The organism is Kitasatospora sp. HUAS MG31 (assembly GCF_040571325.1).
Taxonomy (GTDB): domain Bacteria; phylum Actinomycetota; class Actinomycetes; order Streptomycetales; family Streptomycetaceae; genus Kitasatospora; species Kitasatospora camelliae.
Genome location: NZ_CP159872.1, coordinates 4,707,818 through 4,731,712 on the forward strand (window position 1 = coordinate 4,707,818; position 23,895 = coordinate 4,731,712).

Sequence of the window (23,895 nt, forward strand, 5' to 3'; positions counted from 1 at the left end):
TCGTTCAGGTGGCAAGGCGGCAGGCGGGCCGGGGGCGGTCCGGCCCCCGCTCTACCGTCGTGTTGTCAGACCGAACAGGTGTGGGGGAGCGGCGGCCGAGGGCCGCGCAGCGGCTCCGGGTGGTGCCCGTCGCAGGGGAGCGGCGGTGCCGCCGTCGGGCCGCTGACCTTCTGAACTTCGGTGTCACTGGTTGATCAGGCTCCCTGTCCCGTAGTCGTCGAATCCCGGTCCATCGCGCTGCCAGGAGGCCGTCGTGCGCGTCGCTCTGCTCACCGAGAGCAATCAACCGAACGCCCAGCGTTTCGCATCCGCCTGGTGCGGCCGCCTGACCGGCGGACTGGTCGAGCACGAGTTCCGGCTGTTCCTGCTCGGCCGGGCCCCGGCCGGGGAGCCTCCGCGCGGGGTGGCCGCGGTGCGCGAGCTGCCGCTGTGGGACGCCCGCCCGGCCGGCCGGCTGCCCGGCCCCCACCGCCGCCGGCGGTACGCCCGGGCGTACGAGACGCTGGTCCGGGCCCTGGTGCTGCCGGGCGAGCGGGCGTCCTTCGCCGCCGGCCTGTACGGGCTGGCCGAGCTCGCGGCCGGGGACGGCGGCCTGCCCGTCTTCCTCGCCTCCGGGCACGCCCACCGGGTGCTGGAGCGGGTCTGGCGCTCGCCCGGGGCGGACACCGCGGCCGGCCAGCCGCTGGTCCGGGACGTCCTGGTCGCCGGCGACCTGCTGGAGCAGGTCCTGCGGCCGCTCTCCGCGCCCTGGTACGGCACCGGGCCGGACGGCCTCGGCGGCGCCGACCTCTGCCACGTGGTCGGCGGCGGCCCTGCCGCGCTGCCCGCCCTGCTCGCCCGGCGGCTGCACGGGGTGCCCTTCGTGGTCACCGAACACGGCCTCCACCTGCGCGAGCGGTACGCCAGCTACCGCACCGCGCCCTACCGCTGGCCGGTGCGGGCGCTGCTGCTGGCCTTCTTCCGGCTGCTCGCCGAGGAGACCTACCGGCAGGCCGCCGTGCTCACCCCCGGCAGCGCCCACGACGTGAGCTGGCAGCGGCGGTGCGGGGCCGATCCCGAACGGATCCGGGTGGTGTACGAGGGCACCCCGGCGGTCGCCCGCCCGGCCGCCGGGCCCGAGCCGGAGCGGCCCACCCTGGTCTGGGCCGGCGCCCTGGAGCCCGGACGGGACCCGGAACTCGCGCTGCACGCCCTCGCCCGGATCCGGACCGAACTGCCCGGGGCCCGCCTGCGGATGTACGGCGAGGAGGCCGCCCCCGGGTACCTGGCGCACTGCCGGCAGGTGGCCGAGCGGCTGGGGCTGGGCGGGGCGGTGACCTTCGAGGGGCGTCCGGACGGCACCGCCGAGATCTGGGAGGCGGGCACCGTGGTGGTGTTCTCCGCGCTCGCCCGGCGCGGCTCCCGGCTGCTGGTGGACGCCATGCTCAGCGGCCGTGCCGTGGTCGCCACCGAGGCCGGGGTGGCCGGGGAGGTGCTCGGCCCGAGCGGCCTGCTGGTGCCGCCGCGCAGCCCGCAGGCGCTGGCCGGGGCCTGCCTGGCGCTGCTGAAGGACGAGGAGCGCCGGGCCCGGCTCGGGCTGGCGGGGCGGCTGCGGGCGCAGGAGCGGTTCGCGGTGGAGCCGGTGGTGACCGCCTTCCGGGAGATCTACCTGGAGCTGGTCTCGCGCTGGCCCGCCTTCCCGGCCGGTACCGGCGAGCACCCCCGGCCGTTCGCCCGGCCCGCCGAGTACTGGATGGCCGGCCCCGGCCGGCCCGCGTCCCCGCCCGCGCCCAGCTCGGCCGGGGAACCGGCCGCGGTGGCCGCGGACACCGAGGAGGCCGTGGAGGCCGTGGAGGCGATGGCGGAGGCGGTCTGATGGCCACCGCCGCGACCCCGGGAGGACCGGGGGCACCGCCGGCCGACCCGGTCCGCGCCCTGCTGCTCCGCCACCGCGAGCTCTGCGAGCAGGCGGTGGACGTGCTGGAGATCGCCGCCGGGCTGGAGGACGCGGGCGTGGACCGGGAGACCCTGGCCCGCTGCCGGCACGCCGACGTGTTCGGCCTGGCCGAGGAGCTGTACGCCCGGGTCCCGCGCCGCCCGCCCGCGCCAGTCCCCGACCGGCCGCCGGTGTCCGCCGGCGTCGGCCGTGAAGCGGTCCGCGCCGCCTTGGCGCACGCCGTGCCGGTGTCGCTGCTGGCCCTGCTGGCGGCCGTGCTGCCCGGCCCGGCCGCCCTGCCCGCGGCCTGGGCGCTGCTGCCGGCCGCCGCGGCCCTCGCCTGGGCCGCACCCGCCGGGACGCCCGTCCTGCCGCGGGCCGGGTACGGCCTCGGCACGGCCCTGCTGCTGGCACCCGGGGCGGCGAGCGGCGGCACGGGGGCCGTGCTGGCGGTGGCCGCCGGGCTGGGGGCCGGGCCCGCCGCCGCGGCGGCGCTCCGGATCCGGCGGGCCGGGCGGACCCACCTGGGCACGGCCGCCACCCTGGCCGAGTTCCGCTCCCGGATGCGGCCGGTGCTCCCGGTCGCGGCGGCGGTGCAGCTCGCCGTCCTGGCCGGGCTCTCCTTCGCCGCGCTCCTGGCGGCTAGCGCGCCCACCGCCGGGCCCTGGGACGGGCCGCTGGACGCCGCCGCACACCGGGCCGGCCCCCTGGTCTGGGCCGCGCAGGCGGCCACGGGCCTGCTGCTGCTGGCGGCAGCCGTCCTGCTCCGCGGCGGGCGCGAGGTGCTCGGCGCGGCCGCGGTGCTGGCCGCCGGGTGCGCGGCGGCCGGCTGGGCGGCGGCCGGGACGGACCCGGCGGCAGCCCGGCTCACGGCCGCCGGCGCGGTCGCCGCCGGCCTGCTCGGGTACGCCTGGCCGCTGCTCGGCCGGATCTCCTCGCACCGCCCGCGGCCGGACTGACACCGGCCGCCCACGTTCCGAAGACCTTCGCCAACCGTTGTCCGCCCGGCCACCGCGGCCGGGCCTCGTGGAAGGACACCCCGATGAGGGTGCTGCTGCTGGGCGCCGACGGCTTCATCGGCCGCCGGGTCGCCGACCGCCTGCTCACCGACCCCGGCCTGCAGGTCACGGTGCTGGGCCGGCGGGACTCGGCCGACATCAGGTTCGACCTGGCGGACGGGAGCCCCGGCGCGCTGGCCCGGTTCCTGGACGCGGTGGCCCCGCAGGTGGTGATCAACTGCGCCGGGGCGACGTACGGCACCCCGCGTGCGCTGCTGCGGGCCAACACCCTGGCCGTGGCCACCGTCTGCGAGGGGATCCGGCGCAGCCGGGAACCCGCCCGGCTGGTGCACATCGGCTCGGCCGCCGAGTACGGCCCGGTGCCGCCCGGCGGGCCGGTCCACGAGAGCGCCGAGCCGCGCCCGAGCGGGCCGTACGGGGTCTCCAAGCTGGGCGGCACCGAGCTGGTGCTGGCCTCCGGGCTGGACGCCCTGGTGCTGCGGATCTTCGACGTGGTGGGCCCCGGCTCGCCGCCGGCCTCGCTGTTCGGACGGCTGGCGGACGGGCTGCGCCGGTCCCTGGAGCGGGGCGAGCCGCAGGTGAGGATGCCGGACCTGTCCGGATACCGGGATTTCGTGGACGTCCGGGACGTCGCCCGGGCCGTCCAGGCGGCGGCGGTGTCGGCGGCCACCGGTGTGATCAACATCGGCAGCGGGCACGCGGTCCGCGCCCGGGAGGCCGCCCATCTGCTGCTCAGGGCCTCGGGTTTCGAGGGCCAGCTGGCCGAGGACGCCCGGCCCGCGGTCCTGCCGAGCCAGCCCGGACCGCCCGGGGAGCACCCCCGTCCGGCCGAGCCGCGCCCGCTCCCGGAGCCCGTCCCGTGGCGGCAGGCGGACGTCCGGACCGCCCGGGACCGTCTCGGCTGGCGGACACAGGTGCCGCTGGAGGAGTCGCTCGGGGACATCTGGCTGGAGACCGCCTGCCGGGTGTGACCGGTCACACCGGCCCCCTTGGCCCCGGCGGCCTGCGGTGTCGTCCGAAAAGCGGCAGGTCCCACCATCCGGCGGAGCCCGTCTCGCCCATCGGAACGGCTGTCTCGGAATACCGGCGGCACGTGACACTGTTGGCGTAGTCATCACCGAACTGACGACCATCGGAGTCCCCGTGTCGCTGCCACCCCTGGTCGAGCCGGCCGCCGAGCTCACCGTCGACGAGGTCCGCCGGTACTCCCGCCACCTGATCATCCCCGACGTGGGCATGGACGGGCAGAAGCGGCTGAAGAACGCCAAGGTGCTGTGTGTCGGCGCCGGCGGCCTCGGCTCCCCGGCGCTGATGTACCTGGCCGCGGCCGGCGTCGGCACGCTGGGCATCGTCGAGTTCGACACCGTCGACGAGTCCAACCTGCAGCGCCAGATCATCCACGGCCAGTCCGACGTGGGCCGCTCCAAGGGCGAGTCCGCGCGGGACTCGGTCAAGGAGATCAACCCCTACGTCAACGTGATCCTCCACGACGAGCGTCTCGACAACGACAACGTCATGGAGATCTTCTCCGGCTACGACCTGATCGTGGACGGCACCGACAACTTCGCCACCCGGTACCTGGTGAACGACGCCGCGGTGCTGCTCGGCAAGCCGTACGTGTGGGGCTCGATCTACCGCTTCGACGGCCAGGCGAGCGTCTTCTGGGCCGAGCACGGTCCCTGCTACCGCTGCCTGTACCCGGAGGCCCCGCCGCCGGGCATGGTCCCCTCCTGCGCCGAGGGCGGCGTGCTGGGCGTGCTGTGCGCCTCGATCGGCTCGATCCAGGTCACCGAGGCCATCAAGCTGCTGGCCGGCGTCGGCGAGCCGCTGGTCGGCCGTCTGATGATCTACGACGCCCTGGAGATGCAGTACCGCTCGGTCAAGGTCCGCAAGGACCCGAACTGCGCGCTCTGCGGCGAGAACCCGACCGTCACCGAGCTGATCGACTACGAGTCCTTCTGCGGTGTCGTCTCGGAGGAGGCCCAGGAGGCCGCCCAGGGCTCGACGATCACCTCCAAGCAGCTCAAGGAGTGGATCGACGGCGGCGAGAACATCGACATCATCGATGTCCGCGAGGTCAACGAGTACGAGATCGTCAGCATCCCGGGCGCGCGGCTGATCCCGAAGAACGAGTTCCTCATGGGCAACGCCCTGGAGAAGCTCCCGCAGGACCGCCGGATCGTGCTGCACTGCAAGACCGGTGTCCGCTCGGCCGAGGTGCTGGCCGTCCTGAAGTCGGCCGGCTTCTCGGACGCGGTCCACCTCGGCGGCGGCGTGATCGGCTGGGTCAACCAGATCGAGCCGCACAAGCCGGTGTACTGAGCCGGCGCGCCGAAGCCAGGGGCGCGGGGAACCGAACGGTTCCCCGCGCCCCTGTTCTTGCCCGGGTGGGCTAGAGCGCGCCCTTGCGCTGCAGCACGTTGTAGGCGATCCAGCCCGGCAGAACCGGCAGCCAGAAGGTGAGCAGCCGGTAGAGGAACACGGCCGGGGTGGCCACCGAGGGCGGCACGTTGGCCACCGTCAGCGCACCGATCAGGGCGATCTCCACCGGGCCGATGCCGCCCGGGGTGGGGATCGCCGAACCGGCCGCGTTGGCGGTCAGGAAGACCACGGCCACCGCCGAGAAGGTGATCTCGGCCCCGCCGAAGGCCTGCACCGAGGCGTCCAGGCAGGCGGTGAAGGACAGGTTGAGCAGCAGGATGCCGCCGAAGCCGGTGACCAGCTTGCTCGGGGTCTGCATCAGGTCGAGCATCCGGGGCACCACGCCGAAGAACAGCGAGCGCACCCGGGTCACCACGAACCGCCGCAGCGGCGCCACCGCCGCGATCACCAGCGCCAGCACGGCCGCCGACAGCACCCCGATGATCACCGCCCGGGAGGCACCCAGGTCCCCGTTGGTCTGCGACCCGGTGATCAGACCGAAGCTGAACAGCAGCAGCAGGTGCCCGGCCAGGGTGGCCAGCTGCGAGGCGCCCACGCTGGCCACCGCCTGGCCCGAGCGGATGCCGGCCTTCTGCAGGTACCGGGTGTTCAGCGCGATGCCGCCGATGGCCGCCGGCGCGACCAGCTTCACGAAGGACCCGGCGAGCTGGGCCGCCACCGTCCGTCCCACCGGCAGCTTCTCCGGCACGAACCCGGTCAGGCTCATCGCGGCCGCGCCGAACGAGGCGGCGGCCGCCGCCAGCGCGGCGAACGCCCAGGCCCAGTCCATCTGGGAGAGCTTCAGCTGGCCCGGCTGGATGGTGGTCAGCGCCAGGTAGGCGGCGAAGGTCAGCGCGATGACCATGATCAGGGTCTTCGGCTTCAGCCGCTCCAGCTTGGCCGGCGCCAGCGGCGCCTCCGGGGCGATCTGCAGGATCTGGCCGCGGATCCGGCTCAGCAGGTCCTCGCCCGCGGCCGCGATGTCCTCCTCGGCCTGCTGCTGGGTCCGCTCGCCGGCGGCCACCTGCTCCAGGGCCAGCGCCCGGGCCGCGGTCCGGCGCTCCTTGGACATCCGCTTGAGGTCCTGCCGGGTCTGCCGGCTCAGGCCGACCGGCTGGAGCAGCGGCAGCGAGTCCGCCACCCGGCTCGGGCCGAGCACCCGGTTGGCCACCTCCACCGCCCGCTCCGGGCCGACCCGCAGCGCGAAGGTGGTGAGCAGCTGGGCGACGTCGATCCGCAGCGTCAGGTCGCCGGCCGCGATGTCGCCGCCGGAGAGGTTGGTCAGGCAGCCGGTCTTCTCGTCCTCCACCAGCAGCGACTCGCCGGTCAGCCGCCGGTGGGCGATCCGCCGGTCGTGCAGGGCGTCCACCGACTCCCAGAACGAGGCCATCACGTCGTCCGTGATCTCCTCGTCCGCCAGCTCGTCCAGGGTCCGGCCGGACACGTACTCGTAGACCAGGATCGCGGCGTCCGGCCCCAGCTCGGAGGTGGCCACCAGCTGCGGGGCGCGGGCCCCGGAGGCGGCGGCCGCGTACGCGATCAGCGCCTCCTGCTCCAGCGCCTGGCGCAGCGACTGCGGGCTGCGCCGCACCGCCACCGAGCGCAGCCGCAGCCGCCGCCACGCCCGGTAGAAGAAGCCGGAGGCCTGCTGCTCGCGGTCGATGATGTGGACGTCCAGCAGCGGGCCGTCCTGCTGGGTGACCAGGTAGCGGCGGGTGTCGCCGGGGGCGTCCGGGGCGCGGTGCGCGGCGGACGGGGCGAAGCCGACCTTGCGCAGGCCGATCAGCAGGTGCTTGCCGGTCGGGCGGATGTTCGGCGAGCCGATCGCGTACAGCGTGCCGTACGCCACCGACCAGCCGATCAGCACCGTCAGCAGCAGGGACAGCGGCGTGGTGTAGCCGCTGATCAGCTCGGTCGCGGCGCTCAGCACCACCACGACCCACAGCGCCACCCGCCAGCGTGGTCGGCTCGACATGCCGACCGCCGTCATGTAGGCGATCACCGGCGCCAGGTAGCCGTGCACCGGATCGGTGAGGGTGTCCCCGCCGCCCGGCGGGAACTGGGTCAGCGCCTCCCGGATCTCCGTCGGCGCCCCGGCCGCCACCCACCAGTCCACGCCCAGCGAGACGCCGTACGCCAGCACCGAGGCCAGCACGCCGTCGGCGACCCGCAGGCCGTCCCGTTTGATCAGCCGCTCCACCGCGAAGGCCAGCGGCACCGCCAGCACGGCGATGCTGGAGACCAGGGCGGCGACGGTCGACAGGATGCTCGGGATCCGCTCGGCGTTGACCGAGATGTCGCGCTCGATGCCGGTGGTGGTCGAGATCGCCACCCGGGCCAGCACGAACACCGCGATGATCCCCAGCAGCCCGGCCAGGAAGCGGATCAGGTCGGACGGGCGGTGCGCGCGGGCCGGGAGCAACGGCTCGTCCACGGCCAGGTGCTCGCCGCTGGGTGGCTCCCCGGGTTCCGCCACGTCGTTCTTCTCCCCCGTGTGCTCGATCTCTGCGCGCTCTTTGCGCAACGGCACGCCGGGCGGCTCGGGACGTTCCCCGGGACGCTCCGAGTCCGCAGACCCGTCTGTGGCGGACTCGTCCGAGCCCTTGTCCACGTTCACGCCTGCCGTCCCGGTCATCTGGTCTTGTCCTCGTATCACCCACGCACTGCCCCGAAGATGCTGCCATGCCGGGCCGCGCGGCGCTGGACAGGGGCCGAATCGGGCACGGCCCAAGGCCCCGCCCGGGGCCGCCGGGCGGACCGGATGGGGAAGAATGCGTCGGATGACCGACAGTACCGAGGAAGGCGGGCTTCCGCCCTTCGCCGAGGCCGTGCTCGACCTCACCGAGCGGATCCCGCCCGGCCGGGTGATGACCTACGGCGACGTCGCCGAGTACCTCGGACAGGGCGGCCCGCGCCAGGTCGGCCGGGTGATGGCGCTGTACGGCGGCGGCGTGCCCTGGTGGCGGGTGATCCGCGCGGACGGCCAGCCGCTGCCCGGCCACGAGCACCGCGCCCTCCCCGAGTACCGCGCCGAGGGCACCCCGTTGCGGACGGTCGGCGGCGAACCGCGGGTCGACCTGCGGCGCGCCCGCTGGGACGGGCGGTAGGCCCCCGGGCCACGAGGCCCCCGCTCCCGGGGACGCCCGGGCCCTGGCGGGCCGTCGCCAATCCGCGGGAAACGGGTGCGGGTCCGGGGTTGTCGGTGCAGGATCGTAGGCTCGATGCGGGCGGGTCCGTCGCGGCCCGCCCTCCCGTGCCGCGGCCCGACCGCGGCACAGCGCCGTACGACCCGCCTGGACCGCAGTGACCTCCCCCTTCCGCCTGGTACGCAGCCCGCTCGCACAGCCCGCCCCACCGACGCCGGACGACTACCAGCGTGCGGTGGTCGAGCACGCCGCCGGGCCGCTGCTGGTGCTCGCCGGCCCCGGCACCGGCAAGACCACCACCCTGGTCGAGGCCGTCGCCCGCCGGATCGAGCGGGGCACCGACCCCGAGCGGATCCTCGTCCTCACCTTCAGCCGCAAGGCCGCCATGGAACTGCGCGACCGGATGACCGCCCGGGTCGGCGCCGGCACCCTCGCCCCGCAGGCCACCACCTTCCACTCCTTCTGCTACGCCCTGCTCCGCGAACACCAGAGCCCGGACGACTACGCCGAGCCGCTGCGCCTGCTCTCCGGCCCCGAGCAGGACGTCATGGTCCGCGAGCTGCTGGCCGGCGGCGCCGAGGACGCCCGGCACGGCGCCGGCCGGATCAGCTGGCCGCTCGACCTGCGCGCCTGCCTCACCACCCGCGGCTTCGCCGACGAGGTCCGCGCCGTCCTCGCCCGCAGCCGCGAACTCGGACTCGGCGAGGCCGAGCTCACCCGCTTCGCCGACGGCGTCCAGCGCCCCGACTGGGCCGCCGCCGCCCACTTCCTCGCCGACTACCTCGACGTCCTCGACCTGCGCGGCGTCCTCGACTACGCCGAGCTGGTCCACCGCGCCGTCCTGCTCGCCGAACGGCCCGAGGTCGGCGACGAACTGCGCGACCGGTACGACGTGGTCTTCGTCGACGAGTACCAGGACACCGACCCCTCCCAGGTCAGGCTGCTGCGGCGGCTGGCCGGCGGCGGACGGGACCTGGTCGCGGTCGGCGACCCGGACCAGTCGATCTACGCCTTCCGCGGCGCCGACATCAACGGCATCCTCGACTTCCCCACCACCTTCCGGCAGGCCGACGGCCGGCCCGCCGACGTCCGCGTGCTGCGGGTCTCCCGGCGCTCCGGGGCCGTCCTGCTCGCCGCCTCCCGCGAACTCACCCGCCGGATGCCGATGGGCCGGCTGCCCGCCGACAAGCTCGCCCAGCACCGCGCCCTGCTGCCCTCCCGCGAGGGCGGCTCGGTGGAGGTCTACACGTACCCGACCCCCGGCACCGAACTGGACTCCGTCGCCGACCTGCTGCGCCGCGCCCACCTGGAGGACGGGGTGCCCTGGGGCGAGATGGCGGTGCTGGTCCGCGCCGGCGGGCGGTCCATCCCCGGGGTCCGGCGGGCGCTCGGCGCTGCCGGCGTGCCGCTGGAGATCGACGGCGACGACCTGCCGCTGCGCGAGGAGCCCGGGGTGGCGCCGCTGCTGCTCGCCCTCCGCGTCTGCGCCGAGCCCGCCTCCGCGATGACGGCGGAGGTCGCCCACACCCTGCTCACCGGACCCCTCGGCGGGCTGGACGGCTCCGACCTCCGGCGCCTCGGCCGGGCCCTCCGCGAGGAGGAGCGGGTCGCGCTCCGCGAGGCTGCCTCGCACACGAGCGACCATCAGGGGCGCGTGGGGGCACCTCCCGGCCGCCAGGCTGGGGGAGAACCGCGCGAGGCGGAAGGTACGTCGGCGGCTGCCGGTGACGGAGGGATCCCTGCACCCCGGGCGGTGCCACTGGAGGAGGGTGCCCACAGTGACGGCGAGGACTCTTCCGTTTCGCCCAGTTCCTCGCGCCCCCAAGGGGGCGCTGTCCAGGGGGATGCTGTCCGAGGGGGCGCCCCGGCCGTTGTTCGGGCGGTGCGGTCGGCGGAGGAGTTGATCCGGGAGGCGGTGGCGGAGCCGGAGCGGCTGGTGGCGATGGAGCCGTCGTACGCGCGGCGTGCCCGCGACCTGGGGATGCTGCTGCGCAAGGTCCGCGAGCTGCTGGCCGGTGGCGGCGGGGCCGAGGAGGCACTGTGGGAGCTGTGGGACGGCAGCCGGCGCTGGCGCGAGCGGCTGGAGCGGGCGGCGCTGCGCGGTGGCGCCGCGGGCCGCAACGCCGACCGTGACCTGGACGCGCTGTGCGCGCTGTTCGAGACCGCCGCGCGGGCGGAGGAGCAGGTGGCGGGACACCGCAGCGCCCTGGACTTCCTGGCCGAGCTGGAGGCCCAGGACATCGCCGCGGACACCCTGACCGTCCGCCCGGTCCGCCCCGACGCGGTCCGGCTGATGACCGCCCACCGGTCCAAGGGCCTGGAGTGGCGCGTGGTCGTGGTGGCCGGGGTGCAGGAGGGCCTCTGGCCCGACCTGCGGCGCCGCGGTTCGCTGCTGGAGGCGGACCGGATAGGGCGGGACGGCCTGGCGGAGCCGCTCTCCCCGGCGGCGCTGCTGGCGGAGGAGCGCCGGCTGTTCTACGTCGCGGCGACCCGGGCCAGGGAGCGGCTGGTGGTCACCGCGGTGAAGGCCCCGGCGGAGGACGGCGACGAGCCGTCCCGGTTCCTGCGCGAGCTGTACCGGGAGGAGCTGGACCCGCGGACCGGCCGGGTGCGGTCCCGTACCCCGCAGGTGGTGGTCGAGGACGTCGCCAGCCGGCCGCGCCGGCCGCTGTCGGTGCCCGCGCTGGTCGCCGAGCTGCGCGCGGTCACCGTGGACCCGGCCCGCTCGCCGCAGCTGCGCCGGGCCGCCGCCGAGCGGCTCGCCCGGCTGGCGGGGGCAGTGGACGAGGACGGCCTGCCGCTGGTGCCGGCCGCCCACCCCGACCGCTGGTGGGGCCTGGTCGACCAGACCGCCGCGCCCGAGCCGCTGCGCAGCGGCGAGGCGCCGGTGCGGCTGTCCGGCAGCGGCCTGGAGCAGTTGCAGAGCTGCTCCCTGCAGTGGTTCCTGGACAAGGACGTGAAGGCCGCCACCACCGCCACGGCCGCCCAGGGCTTCGGCAACGTGGTGCACGCGCTGGCGGACGAGGTCGGCTCCGGTCGGACGCCCGCCGACCTGGCGGTGCTGATGGAGCGCCTGGACACGGTCTGGGACGCGCTGGCGTTCGACGCGCCGTGGAAGTCGCAGCAGGAGAAGGCGGAGGCCCGGGCGGCGCTGGAGCGCTTCCTGAACTGGCACGTGCTGGAACGGGACCGGGCCACCGTGGCCACCGAGCACGGCTTCGACCTGACCCTGGACGTCGGCGGGATCGCGGTGCGGATCCGCGGCTCGATGGACCGCGTCGAGCAGGACGAGGCCGGCCGCGCGTACGTGGTGGACTTCAAGACCGGCAAGCAGATCCCGACCGAGAAGTCGCTGCCCGAGCACAAGCAGCTCGCGGTGTACCAGCTGGCGGTGCGCAACGGGGCGCTGGACGGGTTGCCCGGGTTCCCCGGGGGGCCTGCGGTGTCCGGCGGGGCCGAGCTGGTCCACCTGCGGGAGCCCGCCAAGGGCGAGCCGGACACCCCGAAGGTGCAGCAGCAGGGCCCCCCGGAGGGCGAGCCGTGGATCGAGAACCTGCTCGCCGAGGCGGCCGGCCAGGTGCTGGCCGAGCGCTTCCTGCCCACCGCGGGGGACGGCTGCGGCCGGTGCGGCTTCCGCAGCTCCTGTTCCGCCCAGCGGGACGGCCGGCAGCTGATCGACTGACCGGTGGGGGCCGGGCGGTGCGCCGGGTTGTCCGCGCGGGCGGTTAGCGTTGGTGGGGTGCGCGGTGTGCTGAGTGATCCCGAGGAACTGAAGGACCTGCTCGGCATCCCCTTCAACAGGGAGCAGATGGCGGCCGTCGCGGCCCCGATGGAGCCCGCGGTGATCGTGGCCGGCGCCGGTTCCGGCAAGACCACCGTGATGGCGGCCCGGGTGGTCTGGCTGGTCGGCTCGGGGGCGGTCCGCCCCGAGGAGGTGCTCGGCCTCACCTTCACCAACAAGGCGGCCGGCGAGCTGGCCGAGCGCGTCCGCCACGCCCTGCACCGCGCCCAGGTGCTGGAGCCCGACGAGGACTCCCTGGGCGAGCCGCAGATATCCACGTACCACGCCTTCGCCGGCACCCTGCTCAAGGAGCACGGGCTGCGGCTGGGCATCGAGCCGGACGTCCGGCTGCTCGCCGACGCCACCCGCTTCCAGCTCGCCGCCAAGGTGCTGCGCTCGGCCCGCGGCCCGTTCCCGGCGCTCACCGGCACCTTCTCCGCCCTGGTCGCCGACCTCACCGCGCTGGACGCCGAACTGGCCGAGCACCTGGTCGAACCGGAGCGGCTGCGGGCGTACGACGCCGACCTGCTCGACGACCTGGCCACCGCGAAACTCACCAACGAGGACCTGCGGGCCGTGCCCGTCACCGCCCGGGCCCGGCAGGAGCTGCTGCAGCTGGTCGAGGAGTACCGCCGCCGCAAGCGGGCCGCCGGGCTGATGGACTTCGGCGACCAGATCGCCGCCTCCGCCCGGCTCGCCCAGGAACGCCCCGAGGTCGGCCGGCTGCTGCGGCAGCAGTACCGGGTGGTGCTGCTCGACGAGTACCAGGACACCTCGGTCGCCCAGCGGCTGATGCTCGCCGGCCTGTTCGGCGGGGAGCCCGGCGGCGGCCACCCGGTGACCGCGGTCGGCGACCCCTGCCAGGCGATCTACGGCTGGCGCGGCGCCTCGGTGGCCAACCTGGACGACTTTCCGCGGCACTTCCCCCGCCGGGACGGCACGCCCGCCGCCCGGTACGCGCTCAGCGAGAACCGTCGCAGCGGCGGCCGCCTGCTCGCCTTCGCCAACCACCTGGCCGCACCGCTGCGTGCCATGCACGAGGGCGTCGAGGCGCTCCGCCCGGCCCCCGGCGCCGAGCAGGACGGCTACGTCCGCTGCGCCCTGCTGCCCACCCAGGCCGAGGAGATCGACTGGCTCGCCGACTCGATCGCCCACCTGGTGCGCACCGGCACCGCGCCCGGGCGGATCGCGGTGCTCTGCCGCGGCGCCGTCTCCTTCCCGGACATCCACGCCGCCCTGGTGGCCCGCGAGGTCCCGGTGGAGGTGGTCGGCCTCGGCGGGCTGCTGCAGCTGCCCGAGGTGGCCGACCTCGTCGCGGTCTGCGAGGTGCTGCAGGACCCGACCGCCAACGCCGCCCTGGTCCGGCTGCTGATCGGCCCGCGCTGGCGGATCGGCCCGCGCGACCTGGCCCTGCTCGGCCGCCGCGCCGCCGAACTGGTCCGCACCGCCCGCCCGGAGGGCGTGGACGCGCTGTCCGCCGCCGTCGCCGAGACCGACCCGACCGAGGTGACCTCGCTCGCCGACGCGCTGGAGACCTTCCTGGAGGCGGAGCAGCCGGACGAGCTGCCGTTCTCCCCGCAGGCCCGGGTGCGCTTCGCCCGGCTCGCCCGGGAGGTCCGCGAGCTGCGCCGCTCGCTCGCCGAGCCGCTGATGGACGTGCTGCACCGGGTGCTCGCCGCCACCGGCCTGGAGGTGGAGCTCTCCGCCTCCCCGCTGGCGCTGGCCGCCCGGCGCCGCGAGACCCTGCACGCCTTCCTGGACATCGCCGCCTCCTTCGCCGACCTGGACGGCGACCCGGGGCTGTCCGCCTTCCTGGCCTTCCTGCGCGCGGCCCAGGAGTACGAGCGCGGCCTGGACAGCAGCCTGCCCGGCGGCGAGGACACGGTGAAGGTGCTCACCGCCCACAAGTCCAAGGGCCTGGAGTGGGACGTGGTCGCCGTCCCCGGCCTGGTGAAGGACGCCTTCCCCAGCGGCAAGGGCCGCGAGCGCTGGACCAGCACCAAGCGGGTACTGCCGCACGCGCTGCGCGGCGACGCCGACACCCTGCCCCGCGTCACCGGCTGGACGGCCAAGGAGATCGGCCTGTTCAAGGAGGAGATGGCGGCGCACTCGAAGACCGAGGAACTGCGGCTGGGGTACGTGGCCTTCACCCGGCCGCGCTCGCTGCTGCTCGCCTCCGGCCACTGGTGGGGGCCGAGCCAGAAGCGCCGCCGCGGCCCGTCCTCCTTCCTGCACGAGCTGCGGGCGCACTGCGAGCGGCCCGGGCAGGGTGAGGTGGAGCACTGGGCGGAGGAGCCGCTGCCGGAGGCGGAGAACCCGGCCTTCGCGGTCTCGGTGGAGACCCCGTGGCCGCTGCCGCTCGACCCGGCCGCGCAGACCTCCCGGCGCCGGGTGGCCGAGGTGGTGCAGGCCCGGCTGGCCGGCGTGCCCGCCGCCGGGGAGGAGACCCCGCCCGCTCCGGAGGACGCCCGCCTGATCGCCTCCTGGGACCGCGACCTGACCGCGCTCCTCGGCGAACTGGAGCGCTCCCGGCGGTCGGTCCGCGAGGTGCCCCTGCCGCCCTCGCTGTCCGCCTCGCAGCTGATGCGGCTGGCCGGCGACCCGGACGGCTTCGCCCGCGAGCTGGCCCGCCCGATGCCGCGCCCGCCGGCCCCCGCCGCCCGCCGCGGCACCCGGTTCCACGCCTGGGTGCAGTCCCGCTACGACCAGCGGCTGCTGCTCGAACCGGACGCGCTGCCCGGGGTGGACGAGGACGGCATCGAGGACGAGAAGGACCTGGAACGCCTCAAGGAGGCCTTCCTGCGCACCCCGTACGCGGACCGCCGGCCGTACCGGGTCGAGGCGCCCTTCCAGCTGGTGCTCGCGGGGCGGGTGGTGCGCGGCCGGATCGATGCGGTGTACCGGGAGCGTGACGGTGACGGTACGTCATCGGTATCGTCACGCTATGAAGTGGTGGACTGGAAGACCCACCGGGAGGAGACCGCCGACCCGCTGCAGCTGGCCATTTACCGGGTGGCCTGGGCGGAGCAGGCCGGGGTGCCCCTGGAGCAGGTCACGGCTTCGTTCCTGTACGTCAGGAGCGGCCGGGTCGAAAGACCCTCAGGACTTCCTGACCGAAAAGAGTTGACCCGGCTTCTGATCGGGAATAGTGAAGAATGAGTCACGCAGAGCATCCAAGACGTCACCGGATCACGCGAAACCTGCTCTCTCTACACGTTTCGCGCCTATTGTGGGGTCGGTAACCGGTCATCACCCGGTCTCCGGCCGCCCGCAGGGGTCCTCCCCTGACTTTCCGTCATCACCGCAGGTGTCCCCTGGCACCGGCCACCTTCCGCTGGAGAGATCGACGTTGAGCGCGACCGGATGGATCAGAGACCGGCTTGCCGGCCCGGCGCCGGGCCCCGTTCCGGGCTCGGTGACCGGCACCTGGCCCAAGACCGCACACACGTTGCCCGTCCTCGGCATGTTCCTCGTCCTGGCCCTGGACTACTTCAGCGACAGCCGGGTCACCGTCGAGCCGGCCCTCACCGCCGTCCCGGCCCTGGCCGCGGTGGTGAGCCGGCACACCTGGTACCCGCTGTTCATCGGCTCCGTGGCCGAGCTGGGGGCCTTCCTGATGGCCGCCTACAACGACGTGCTCGGCGAGTCCGTGCACACCGCGACCGTGCTGGCGATCGGCCTGGTCGCCGCCATCGGCTGGGTCAGCGCCACCCTGCGGCTGCGCCAGGAGCGGGCGCTGGCCGAGGCCCAGCTGGTCGCCGAGATCGCCCGGCGGGTGCTGCTGCGCTCCGTCCCGGACCGGGTGGGCAGCGTCCGGGCCGCCGTGCACTACGCGGCGGCCGCCCAGCACGCCTCGATCGGCGGCGACCTGTACGAGGTGGTCAACACCCGGCACGGGGTCCGGGCGGTGGTCGGCGACGTCCGCGGCAAGGGCCTCAACGCGGTGGAGACCGCCGCCGCCGTGCTCGGCGCCTTTCGCGAGGCCGCGCACCAGGAGCCCGCCCTGGAGAAGGTGGCCCGCTGGCTGGCCGTCAGCCTGGACCGCGCCCTGCACGAGAACGACCACCCCGGGGTGGAGGAGGAGTTCGTCACCCTGGTGCTGATCGGGGTCTGCCCGGACGGCACCGCGGAGATCGTCAACTGCGGGCACCCGGCTCCGCTGCTGGTCCCCTCCGCGGAGCCCGGGCGGCCCACGACGGTCCGGGCCCTGGAGCTGCGGGAGACCGTGCCGCCGCTCGGCGTGCTGGACCCGGCCGACGTCCGGCCGCCGGTGCAGCGGGTGACCGTCCGGCCGGGGGACCGGGTGCTGCTGTACACCGACGGCGTGATCGAGGCACGGGACCACCGGGGCGCGTTCTACCCGCTCGCCGAGCGACTGCCCGAGCTGGCGGTCGGCGGGCCGGTGGAGGTGCTGCGGCGGTTGCACGACGACGTGGTGCGGCACGTCGGGCACAAGCTGGGGGACGACGCGGCGATGCTGCTGCTCCAGTACGAGCCGATGGCGCCGCACCTGCCGCAGCAGCAGGCGCTGACGGCGCACCACTAGCGGGTGCCGGGGCCTTCGGGGCGTGGGGGTACCTTCCGGCCGCCGGGCTGGGGGGGGCAGCGCGGGATGGCGGGCGCGGCGCTGTGCCCTTCCGTCTCGCGCAGTTCCCCGCGCCCCTTTGGGTATCCCGCTCTTGGGCGGTGACCCGCTCCTGGGTGACCGTTCCGGGGTGGCAACCCGCTCCTGCGGAGCGCGCGGGGGTCAGAGGGTGACGTCGACGACGAGGGGGCGGTGGTCGGAGACAGTGGTGCGGGGGGCGGCCACGGAGCCGACGGCGGTGCGGGGGACGCCGACCGCGAGGACGTGGTCGAACTGGACGGCCGGCCGGTGTGACGGGTACGTGGGGGTGCGGGCCAGGTCGTACCAGCCCTGGAGGCGGGGGCGCGGTTCGCGGACCCGGCGGCGCCGCGGCTCGGCCGCCGCGGCGCGGGCCCGGCGGGCGGCCCGTGCGGCGCGGACCCGCTCGCGGGAGGTGGTGCGCTCCAGCGCGGTCGCGCCGCCGAGCACCGTCCGGGGCACCGCACCGATCAGGTTGAAGTCGCCGAGGACCAGGTAGGGCTGCGGCAGGTCGGAGATCCACCGCCGGATCGCGGCGAGTTGGGCGACGTTCCAGCCGGGGACGAAGGACAGGTGGGCGGCGACCACGGTGAACGGCCCGGTGGGCCCCTCCAGGACGGCGGCCAGCGCGGCCCGCGGCTCGTCCGGGACGGGGGTCAGCCCGCGCCGGCCGGCCACCCGCAGCGGCAGGCCGAACGGCGCCGGGGCGAACCGCCGGGCCCGCCAGTGCCGGACCGGGAGCCGGGTGAGCAGCGCCGTCCCGTACGAGGGCCGGCCGGTGACGGTGTCCACCTCGGCGGGGCCGTACACCTGAAGGCCGGTCACCTGCGGGTCGGGCACCCAGCCGGCCAGCGGTGCGGGCGTGCCGTGCAGGGCGGCGGCGAACCGCCAGTCGGCGGCGCCCATCGCCTTGGCGGCGACGGCGGCCTGGTCGACCAGGCCGGAGCGGTCCTGGTAGCGGTCCACCTCCTGGAGCGCCAGGACGTCGGCGTCCAGGTCGGCGACGGCGTCCCCGAGCGGTTCGCCGGGGTCGGCGGGGAAGGGCAGCGGGCTGCCGTCGGAGGCCACCGGCTGACCGTGCAGCAGGTTGTAGGTGGCCACGCGGAGCCGGCCCGTGCCGGGCGTCGCCGCATCCCAGATCCGCTCGCTCTGCTCGCTCACACCCCGACGGTACCGGGTGAGCGGGCTTGAGCCGTTAGGGCATACCCGGTATACATACTTGGTATGTCCATCCGTCACGGTCTGCTCGCCCTGCTCGACCAGGGCCCGCGCTACGGCTACCAGCTCCGCACCGAGTTCGAGGCGCGCACCGGCGCCACCTGGCCGCTGAACGTCGGCCAGGTCTACACGACCCTGGGCCGGCTGGAACGGGACGGCCTGGTCGAGCCCGCCGGCGAGGACGACGAGGGCCACCTCTTCTACAGCGTCACCGAGGAGGGACGCGCCGAACTGCGCCGCTGGTTCGACACCCCGGTGCCGCGCACCAGCCCGCCCCGCGACGAGCTGGCCATCAAGCTGGCCATGGCCGTCACCGTGCCGGGCGTCGACGTGTCCTCGGTCGTCCAGGGGCAGCGCCACCACAGCATGAAGGCGCTCCAGGACTACACCCGGCTCAAGGGCCGCGCCCTCGCCGCGGACGGCGGCGAGGAGGCGGACCTGGCGTGGCTGCTGGTCCTGGAGCAGCTGATCTTCCAGACCGAGGCGGAGATCCGCTGGCTGGACCACTGCGAGACCCGGCTCGCCCAGCAGGCCGCCCGCCGGGCCGCAGCGCCCGCCGTACCCGAAGAGCCCACCGGAACACCCGGCGAGCAGGTCCCGCAGGCATCCGCCCCGCGCCGCCGCCGCACCCGATTCTGAAACCCACCGAACCACCGCAGGGGGAGAGTCCACCATGACCCAAGCAGACAGGCCCGTGCTGCACCTGGAATCCGTCAGCCGCGTCCACGGCCACGGGGCCGCCGAGGTCCACGCCCTGCGCGGCGTCGACCTGAAGGTGCACCCCGGCGAGCTGGTCGCCGTGATGGGGCCCTCCGGCTCCGGCAAGTCCACCCTGCTCACGCTGGCCGGCGGCCTGGACACCCCGACCGGCGGCCGGGTCCTGGTCGAGGGCGTCGTCCTCGGCGACCTCTCCCGCAAGAAGCAGGCCCAGGTCCGCCGCCGCGCGGTCGGCTACGTCTTCCAGGACTACAACCTGATACCGGCGCTCACCGCCGCCGAGAACATCGCCCTGCCCCGGGAGCTGGACGGCGTCTCCGCCCGGGCCGCCCGCCGCGAGGCGCTCGCCGCCCTGGAGGAGCTGGGCATCGCCGAACTCGCCGACCGCTTCCCCGACGACATGTCCGGCGGCCAGCAGCAGCGGGTCGCCATCGCCCGCGCCCTGATCGGCGACCGCCGCCTGGTGCTCGCCGACGAGCCGACCGGCGCACTCGACTCCACCACCGGCGAGACCGTGCTGTCCGTGCTGCGGGCCCGCTGCGACGCCGGCGCCGCCGCCATGATGGTCACCCACGAGGCCCGGCACGCCGCCTGGGCGGACCGCGTGGTGTTCCTCCGGGACGGCCGGATGGTCGACGAGACCGCCAACCAGACCGCCGCCGGCCTGCTGGTCACCGCCGCCACCAACAGCGTGAAGGGCGGCGGGGCCGAGTGAAGCTCACCGCCTGGCGGGCCACCCTGCGGATCGCCCGCCGCGACGTGCTGCGCGCCAAGGGCCGCAGCGCGCTGGTCCTCGCCATGATCGCCCTGCCCGTCCTCGGCGTGGCCGGCGCCGACGTGGTCTACCGCAGCGCCGAACTGGAGCCGCAGGAGCGGATCACCCGGTACCTGGGCGGCGCCGACGCCCTGGTCAACTCCTACACCCGCGGCATGACGGTGTTCCAGGAGGCGAGCGGCACCGAGCGCACCTCGGTCCGCTACCGCCCGGACAACGCCCAGCCCACCGCCGCGGAACGCCGCAGCGCCGAGACCGAGCCCGAGCAGCTGGCCCGCGAACTCCTGCCGGCCGGCAGCGTGCTGCTCCCCGTCGGGCCGTCCCAGCGGGCCGCGGCCACCACCGTCGCCGGCCAGCTCGGCGTGGAGGTCACCGAGGCCGACCTGACCGACCCGGTCTGGCACGGCACGCTGAACGTGGTCGAGGGCACCGCCCCGGGCAACCCCCGGCAGATCGCCGCCACCAGGAAGTTCCTCGACGACTCCGGCCTGCGGCTCGGCTCCACCACCACCCTGCGCGGACTCCCCGGGGACCTCACCATCACCGCGGTGGTCGAGCACCCCAACGACCTGCGCAGCACCGAGCTGATCGGCCGCCCCGGCACGCTGATCGAGCCGCTCCGCCAGGCCGCCGGCCAACCCCAGACCACCGGCCGGTTCGACGGCGGACGCTGGCTGGTCAAGCTCCCCGCCGGGGCCACGCTGGACTGGCCCAAGGTCATGGAGTTCAACACCTACGGCTTCACCGTCTCCTCCCGCAGCGTCATGCTCGACCCGCCGGACCGCTCCCAGGTGCCCTACTACCGCGAGGTGGAGCGCGACGGCTACAGCCAGGGCGGCGGCCGGATCGACGAGGTGGCCCTGGTGGTCGTCGGCACCGTGGTGGGCATGGCCCTGCTGGAGATCGTCCTGCTGGCCGGCCCGGCCTTCGCGGTCGGCGCCCGACGCTCCCGCCGCCAGCTCGGCCTGCTCGCCGCCGGCGGCGGCGACCGCTCCCACGTCCGGGCCGTGGTGCTCGGTGGCGGCGTGGTGCTCGGCCTGGCCGGTGCCGTCACCGGCGTGGTGCTGGCCAGCGGCATGGTGGCCGCGCTGCGCCCGTGGGCCGAGGAGGCCGCCGGCCGCCGGTTCGGCCACCTCGACCTGCAGCCGGTCGACCTGCTGGCGATCGCCTCGCTCGGCCTGATCACCGGCCTGCTCGCGGCCGTCGTCCCGGCCGTCCAGGCCTCCCGGACCGACGTGGTGGAAGCGCTCACCGGGCGCGGCTCCGTCAAGCCCCCGAGCCGCCTGATCGCCCTGCTCGGCCTGCTGATGGTGGCCGGCGGCGCCCTGCTGGCCATGGCCGGCGCGGCCCTGAACATCGCCAGCAGCCTCTCGGTGCTCGGCGGCTCGGTGATCGCCGAGGTCGGCATGGTGCTGCTCACCCCGACCCTGGTCGGCCTCTTCGGCCGCCTCGGCCGGTGGCTCCCGCTCGGCCCCCGGCTCGCCCTGCGCGACTCGGTCCGGCACCGCGGACGGACCGCCCCGGCCGTGGCCGCCGTCATGGCCGCGGTCGCCGGCGCGGTCGCCGTCGGCGTCTACACCACCAGCGAGGACGCCGACATGCGACGCCAGTACACGGCCTCGCTGCCCGCCGGCGCCGTCCAGGTCAACACCGCCTGGGGCCCCACCGCCGATCCCGCCCAACTCCCCGCGCTGCGCGCCGCCGTCGAGCAGGCCATGCCCGACCTCGGCCCCCGCGCCGACATCGCCACCGTCAGCTACCAGGGCGACTGCCGGACGGGCAAGAGCGTCTGCGGCTCGGTGGAGGTCTCCATCCCGCCCGAGCGCCGCTGCCCGGTGATGGACCAGGACCGGCCGGAGCCGACCGACCCGGGCGTGTACGAGCGGACGATGCGGGAGGACCCGCGTTGCACGGCTGAGCGGATGTCCAGCTCGATCAGCTCCTTCAACTCCCTCCCGGTCGGCGACCTGAAGGGGCTGCACAACCTGCTCGGCGTCCGCGACCAGGCCGTCGAGGCGGCCTTCGCCCAGGGCAAGGCCGTGGTCTTCGACCCGATCTACCTGAAGGACGGCCGGATCACCGTACGGCTCACCGAGCCGCCCCACGAGAACGAGATGAAGGCCGCCATGGTCGGCGGCCCGCAGAAGCGCGCCTTCCACGAGGTCGGCGTCGAGGCCGTGCTGGCCCACAGCGACTCGCCCAACGCGGAGGCGTACCTCGGCCCGGACACCGCCCGGAAGCTCGGCCTCACCGTCACCGACGGCGGCTCGGTCTGGCTGCCCGAGCGCCTGCCCTCCAGCGCGGCCGAGCAGCGGGCCACCGCCGCGGTGACCAAGCTCACCGACGGCGCCGACCTCAAGGTCGAGCGCGGCTACCGCTCCCAGCAGGACCTGATGACCATCGGTCTGATCGGCTTCTCGGCCCTGGTGGCGCTCGGTGCGGCCGGCATCGCCACCGGTCTGGCCGCCGCCGACTCCCAGCACGACCTGGCCACCCTGGCCGCGGTCGGTGCGAGCGGAGGCATCCGGCGCCGACTGTCCGGGTTTCAGTGCGGGACGATCGCGGGGATGGGCGTGCTCCTCGGCACGGTCTGCGGCATCGTCCCGGCGGTGGCCCTGCGGAAGTTCGAGCACGCGGCCACCATGGGTTACGCGTCGGTGCCCGGCGGCGAGGTCGCCGAGGCCCCGATCGTCTTCCCGTGGCTGCAGATGGGACTGACCATGGTGGTCCTGCCGCTGCTGGCCGTCCTGCTGGCGATGGGGCTGACCCGCTCCAAGCTCGGCCTGGTCCGCCGCCAGGCCTGACCGGCGGGGGCGCGTTTCCGGGGAGCCCGGTCACGCGCCCCCACCCGGGCGAACTAAAGTCGTCCGTATGACGAAAACCCCGGACAGCGCCGTCCGCTCCTACATCGACCAGCACGAGGCGGAGTTCCTGGAGGACCTCAGCGCCTGGCTGCGGATCCCCTCCGTCTCCGCCGACCCCGGCCGGGCGGGGGAGGTCCGCCGCTCCGCCGAGTGGCTCGTCGCCAAGCTCCGGGAGACCGGCTTCCCGGTGGCCGAGGTCTGGGAGTCGGACGGGCTGCCGGCGGTGTTCGCCGAGTGGCCGTCCGGGGACGCGTCCGCGCCGACCGTGCTGGTCTACGGCCACCACGACGTGCAGCCCGCGGCCAAGGAGGACGGCTGGGCCACCGAGCCCTTCGAGCCCACCCGGATCGGCCGGCAGCTGTTCGCCCGCGGCGCCGCCGACGACAAGGGCCAGGTGTTCTTCCACACCCTCGGCGTCCGGGCCCACCTCGCCGCCACCGGCCGGACCGCTCCCGCGGTCAACCTCAAGCTGCTGATCGAGGGCGAGGAGGAGTCCGGTTCGCCGAACTTCGGTGCCCTGATCCGCCGTGAGGCCGCCCGGCTGGCCGCCGACGTGGTGATCATCTCGGACACCGGCATGTGGGCCGAGGACACCCCGACCGTCTGCACCGGCATGCGCGGCCTCGCCGACTGCGAGATCGACTTCTACGGCCCGGCCAACGACATCCACTCCGGCTCCTTCGGCGGTGCCGTCCCCAACCCGGCCGACGTGGCCGCCTCCCTGGTCGCCGCGCTGCACGACGCAGACCGCCGGGTGGCGATCCCGGGCTTCTACGACGGCATCGTCGAGCTCACCGAGCAGGAGCGCGAGCTCTTCGCCGAACTGCCCTTCGACGAGCAGCAGTGGCTGAAGGTGGCCAAGTCCGGCGGCACCCTGGGCGAGGCCGGCTACTCCACCCTGGAGCGGGTCTGGGCCCGGCCCACCGCGGAGGTCAACGGCATCTGGGGCGGCTACACCGGCCCGGGCCAGAAGACCATCGTGCCGGCCGAGGCGCACGTCAAGCTCTCCTTCCGGCTGGTCGCCGGCCAGGAGGTGGAGAACGTCCGGAAGCTGGTCCGCGACTGGGTCGCCACCCGGATCCCCGAGGGCATCCGGTACGACATCGCCTTCCCCGGCGCGACCCGGCCCTGCCTGACCCCGCTGGACCACCCGGCGCTGCAGTCCACCGTGCGGGCGATGGGCCGGGCCTTCGGCCAGAAGATCCTCTTCACCCGTGAGGGCGGTTCCGGACCGGCCGCGGACCTGCAGGACGTGCTCGGCGCGCCAGTGCTGTTCCTCGGCATCTCGGTGCCCTCCGACGGCTGGCACTCGGTCAACGAGAAGGTCGAGCTGGACCTGCTGCGCAAGGGCGTGGAGACCTCCGCCTACCTGTGGGGCGACCTCGCCGAGAACTGGCAGTGAGTCACCGGACGACGACGGATACGGGGATGGAACG

At 75.1% G+C, this 23,895-nt stretch carries 14 protein-coding genes; 12 read left to right on the top strand and 2 right to left on the bottom strand.

The annotated features are described in order from the left end of the window. The first annotated feature begins 253 nt into the window (after positions 1–253). From ABWK59_RS21370 to moeZ, 4 genes are all read left to right on the top strand, one after another. Entirely contained in the window at positions 254–1,855 is a 1,602-nt protein-coding gene (locus tag ABWK59_RS21370; protein ID WP_354642218.1) for a DUF3492 domain-containing protein, read from the top strand. Beyond that, positions 1,855–2,874: a hypothetical protein gene (locus tag ABWK59_RS21375; RefSeq protein ID WP_354642219.1), complete on the top strand. Its 1,020-nt coding sequence runs from the start codon at positions 1,855–1,857 to the stop codon at positions 2,872–2,874. The genes ABWK59_RS21370 and ABWK59_RS21375 overlap by 1 nt, the downstream gene beginning before the upstream one ends. A gap of 83 nt (positions 2,875–2,957) precedes the next feature. Beyond that, positions 2,958–3,905 (top strand): NAD-dependent epimerase/dehydratase family protein, encoded by a 948-nt coding sequence (locus ABWK59_RS21380; protein WP_354642220.1) that lies wholly within the window; start codon positions 2,958–2,960, stop codon positions 3,903–3,905. Between the two features lie 172 nt (positions 3,906–4,077). After that, a complete protein-coding gene (moeZ, locus tag ABWK59_RS21385; RefSeq protein WP_354642221.1) occupies positions 4,078–5,256 on the top strand; it encodes an adenylyltransferase/sulfurtransferase MoeZ in 1,179 nt (392 codons plus the stop codon). 70 nt (positions 5,257–5,326) lie between these two features. Here moeZ and ABWK59_RS21390 read toward each other — a convergent pair whose 3' ends face one another. After that, a complete protein-coding gene (locus tag ABWK59_RS21390; protein ID WP_354642222.1) occupies positions 5,327–7,990 on the bottom strand; it encodes a lysylphosphatidylglycerol synthase transmembrane domain-containing protein in 2,664 nt (887 codons plus the stop codon). 145 nt (positions 7,991–8,135) lie between these two features. Between ABWK59_RS21390 and ABWK59_RS21395 the strand changes: the two genes are divergently transcribed. The 4 genes from ABWK59_RS21395 to ABWK59_RS21410 all read left to right on the top strand — a co-directional run bounded on the left by ABWK59_RS21395 (position 8,136) and on the right by ABWK59_RS21410 (position 16,828). Beyond that, positions 8,136–8,462 carry an MGMT family protein gene (locus tag ABWK59_RS21395; protein ID WP_354642223.1) on the top strand — a complete coding sequence of 109 codons (327 nt, stop codon included), beginning with the start codon at positions 8,136–8,138 and terminating at the stop codon, positions 8,460–8,462. Between the two features lie 196 nt (positions 8,463–8,658). Then, a complete protein-coding gene (locus ABWK59_RS21400) occupies positions 8,659–12,183 on the top strand; it encodes an ATP-dependent helicase (protein ID WP_420492819.1) in 3,525 nt (1,174 codons plus the stop codon). A gap of 57 nt (positions 12,184–12,240) precedes the next feature. Further along, the gene (locus ABWK59_RS21405; RefSeq protein ID WP_354642224.1) at positions 12,241–15,441 is read left to right on the top strand and encodes an ATP-dependent DNA helicase; all 3,201 of its coding nucleotides are present in this window, start codon (positions 12,241–12,243) and stop codon (positions 15,439–15,441) included. Between the two features lie 304 nt (positions 15,442–15,745). Next, entirely contained in the window at positions 15,746–16,828 is a 1,083-nt protein-coding gene (locus tag ABWK59_RS21410) for a PP2C family protein-serine/threonine phosphatase (RefSeq protein ID WP_354642225.1), read from the top strand. 201 nt (positions 16,829–17,029) lie between these two features. Here the strand turns inward: ABWK59_RS21410 and ABWK59_RS21415 are convergent, their stop codons facing one another. Next, a complete protein-coding gene (locus tag ABWK59_RS21415; protein WP_354642226.1) occupies positions 17,030–18,046 on the bottom strand; it encodes an endonuclease/exonuclease/phosphatase family protein in 1,017 nt (338 codons plus the stop codon). 63 nt (positions 18,047–18,109) lie between these two features. Here ABWK59_RS21415 and ABWK59_RS21420 point away from each other — a divergent pair, with 63 nt between their 5' ends. The 4 genes from ABWK59_RS21420 to ABWK59_RS21435 all read left to right on the top strand — a co-directional run bounded on the left by ABWK59_RS21420 (position 18,110) and on the right by ABWK59_RS21435 (position 23,861). After that, positions 18,110–18,742: a PadR family transcriptional regulator gene (locus ABWK59_RS21420; protein WP_354642227.1), complete on the top strand. Its 633-nt coding sequence runs from the start codon at positions 18,110–18,112 to the stop codon at positions 18,740–18,742. A gap of 34 nt (positions 18,743–18,776) precedes the next feature. Further along, a complete protein-coding gene (locus ABWK59_RS21425) occupies positions 18,777–19,535 on the top strand; it encodes an ABC transporter ATP-binding protein (RefSeq protein ID WP_354642228.1) in 759 nt (252 codons plus the stop codon). Then, positions 19,532–22,399 carry an FtsX-like permease family protein gene (locus tag ABWK59_RS21430; protein ID WP_354642229.1) on the top strand — a complete coding sequence of 956 codons (2,868 nt, stop codon included), beginning with the start codon at positions 19,532–19,534 and terminating at the stop codon, positions 22,397–22,399. The genes ABWK59_RS21425 and ABWK59_RS21430 overlap by 4 nt, the downstream gene beginning before the upstream one ends. Positions 22,400–22,466: 67 nt before the next feature. Then, entirely contained in the window at positions 22,467–23,861 is a 1,395-nt protein-coding gene (locus tag ABWK59_RS21435; protein WP_354642230.1) for a dipeptidase, read from the top strand. Positions 23,862–23,895: the final 34 nt, after the last annotated feature.

Bases quoted from the DNA above. Each gene is read 5' to 3' on its own strand.
- ABWK59_RS21390 (WP_354642222.1), bottom strand. From the start codon at position 7,990: ATGACCGGGACGGCAGGCGTGAACGTGGACAAGGGCTCGGACGAGTCC.
- ABWK59_RS21375 (WP_354642219.1), top strand. From the start codon at position 1,855: ATGGCCACCGCCGCGACCCCGGGAGGACCGGGGGCACCGCCGGCCGAC.
- ABWK59_RS21420 (WP_354642227.1), top strand. From the start codon at position 18,110: ATGTCCATCCGTCACGGTCTGCTCGCCCTGCTCGACCAGGGCCCGCGC.
- ABWK59_RS21425 (WP_354642228.1), top strand. From the start codon at position 18,777: ATGACCCAAGCAGACAGGCCCGTGCTGCACCTGGAATCCGTCAGCCGC.
- ABWK59_RS21380 (WP_354642220.1), top strand. From the start codon at position 2,958: ATGAGGGTGCTGCTGCTGGGCGCCGACGGCTTCATCGGCCGCCGGGTC.
- ABWK59_RS21410 (WP_354642225.1), top strand. From the start codon at position 15,746: ATGTTCCTCGTCCTGGCCCTGGACTACTTCAGCGACAGCCGGGTCACC.
- ABWK59_RS21435 (WP_354642230.1), top strand. From the start codon at position 22,467: ATGACGAAAACCCCGGACAGCGCCGTCCGCTCCTACATCGACCAGCAC.
- ABWK59_RS21395 (WP_354642223.1), top strand. From the start codon at position 8,136: ATGACCGACAGTACCGAGGAAGGCGGGCTTCCGCCCTTCGCCGAGGCC.